General features: G+C 67.9%; 2 protein-coding genes. Both read left to right on the plus strand.

Translation table 11 applies throughout. The annotated features are described in order from the left end of the window. Nucleotides 1–159 precede the first annotated feature (159 nt). The gene (locus U9977_RS13375; RefSeq protein WP_322749573.1) at nucleotides 160–1488 is read left to right on the plus strand and encodes a hypothetical protein; all 1329 of its coding nucleotides are present in this window, start codon (nucleotides 160–162) and stop codon (nucleotides 1486–1488) included. Further along, a partial coding sequence (locus tag U9977_RS13380) for a Mur ligase family protein (RefSeq protein WP_322749574.1) occupies nucleotides 1463–2426 on the plus strand: 964 nt, incomplete at its 3' end. The genes U9977_RS13375 and U9977_RS13380, both read left to right, overlap by 26 nt.

The raw sequence follows: 2426 nt of genomic DNA on the forward strand, positions 1-2426 counted from the left end.
GGTCGCTCTAAGTGGCCAAAGGCGATGCGATCGTGGTTCTGGCGCATCGCCGGAGGCCGCAGTTCCCGGAGCACTAAGTGGCCAAAGGCGATGCGATCGTGGTTCTGGCGCATCGCCGGAGGCCGCAGTTCCCGGAGCACTACGTGGGAAGGACGTCCTGTGAACGGGTCGCCCCGGCGCGGGGAAAGTTTTCGCTATGTCGGCTATGACATGGATCCTGCCCATAACCGGCTCGTGTGCCGCTACCGCCTCGACGGGCGGGAGTTCCGCGAAGAGGTGACGTTCCCCGGCGGTGGTGCGTGGGGCGAGCCTGCCGTTGCCGCCGCGGCACGGCTGGTGTTCCTGGTGGCTGCGGTTTCGTACTACAAGTCGGCGGCTCCGCCGCTCATCGATCTCGGTGACACCGCGGTCACGGATGTCGAGCGTGCCTTCCTACAGGAGTTCTATCTCGACGGCCTGGGTGAGTTCGCCTACCGCAACAATCTTGATCTCTCCGAGTTGCGGATCGTCGGCCCGGCGCTGACGCGGAAAACTCCGGTGGCCTTCAACCCGGACGAGGGCCGGTCCCTGGTGCCGTTCGGCGGTGGCGTGGACTCCATCGTCACCGTGGAGTTGTTGCGGCCCAGGGCCAAGGACCCGGCCCTGTTCGTCGTCAACCAGCCCGGTGACCGGTTTGCGGCCATTGAACGAGCCGCTGATGCCACCGGCCTGCCGGTGGTCCGGGCGGAGCGGCTCATCGACAACCAGGTGCTGCGCTCGGCGGAGCTCGGTTTCCTCAACGGGCATGTGCCGGTCACGGGGATTCTCTCGGCGATCGCCGTGATGGCCGCCGTCCTGGACGGGCGGGACGCCGTGGTGATGTCCAACGAGTGGTCGGCGTCGGTGGGAACCATCGAGGTCGACGGCCGCTCCATCAATCACCAGTACTCCAAGGGCGAGGCGTTCGAGACCGCCCTGCGGTCGGTCCTCGCCGAGACTTTCGGGGGCCGGCCGGAATATTTTTCTCTGCTGCGCCCGTTCACCGAGCTCTGGATCGCCCGGCGTTTCGCCGCGCTGCCGCAGTACTTCGACCATTTCCGCAGCTGTAACCGCGCCTTCCACATCGACCCCGCACAGCGGCTGGACCACTGGTGCGGAACGTGCGACAAGTGCTGTTTCATCGATCTGATTCTTTCCCCGTTCATGGACGAGCCGACGCTGCGGCGGGTCTTCGCCGGACGTGAACCACTGGCTGACATGGCGCTGCTGGGCCGTTTCCGCGCCCTGCTGGGCCTGTCCGCGGACAGCAAGCCCTGGGAGTGCGTCGGCGACGTCACCGAGTGCCGGGTCGCTACCCTGCTCGCCACCGGACGCCGTGATCGCGGTGCGTCACCCGTCCTCGCCGCGCTCGGTCCGCTACCGGGGGAACCCACGCCTGAGGAGCTGCTCATCCCGCACGGCCGACACTTCGTTCCGGACCGGTATGCGCCCGACGATCTCCTGGTCTGACCTGTGCGGCCGCGCGGTCGGTCTCTACGGCCTGGGCCGTGAGGGCGAGGCCAACCTGCGCGCCTGCCTCGCGCGGGGGATCGAGCCGGTGCTCGTCGACGACGCCCCCGCCCGGACCGACATCGACGGCCGCCCGCTGTTGGTGACAGCGCAGGGCGGCCTCGACGCGCTCACCCACTGCGATGTCGTCATCAAGGCGCCTGGAATCTCGCGGTACGGCGAGACCGTGCGGCACCTCGGACGGCTCGGTATTCCCGTGGTCGGCGGGGTGGGGCTGTGGCTCGTCGATGCAGACCGGTCGAAGGTGGTCTGCGTGACGGGAACCAAGGGCAAGAGCACGACGTCGGCGGTTGCCGGGCACCTGTTGACCCGGTTCGGCTACCGGTGCCTGGTCGGGGGCAACATCGGCGTGCCGCCACAGGATCCGCTGGTCGGCGGCGACTACGACTTCTGGATCATCGAGGTGTCCAGTTACCAGGCGACCGACCTGGCATGCTCCCCGCCGGTGGTTGCGGTCACCTCGCTGCATCCTGATCATCTGCCGTGGCATGAGAATGATCATGAGACGTACTTTCGCGACAAGCTCTCCGTCTGCTCCCAACCAGGTGCCGATCTGACCATCGCCAACGGCGACAGCGACCTGATCCGCGCGCACCGGGGCCTGCTCGGCCCGAGGGTGGCATGGGTGCGCGCTGACGGCAGCCCGGGCGGCAGCCCGGACGGCAGCACCAACGGCGAATGGATCCGGCAACTGGGCCTGCTGGGTCTGCACAACCGGCGCAACGCCCTGATCGCCGGCGCCTGCCTGCGGGCACTGGGAGTACCCGAGGCGGACGACGACGACAAGCTGCATACCGCAGCCGAGGGGTTCGCCGGGCTGGACAGCCGGCTCCAGGTGATCGGAGAAGTCGACGGCGTCACATTCGTCGACGACGGCC

This window comes from Protofrankia sp. Cas8 (assembly GCF_963555845.1).
Classification (GTDB): Bacteria; Actinomycetota; Actinomycetes; order Frankiales; family Frankiaceae; genus Protofrankia.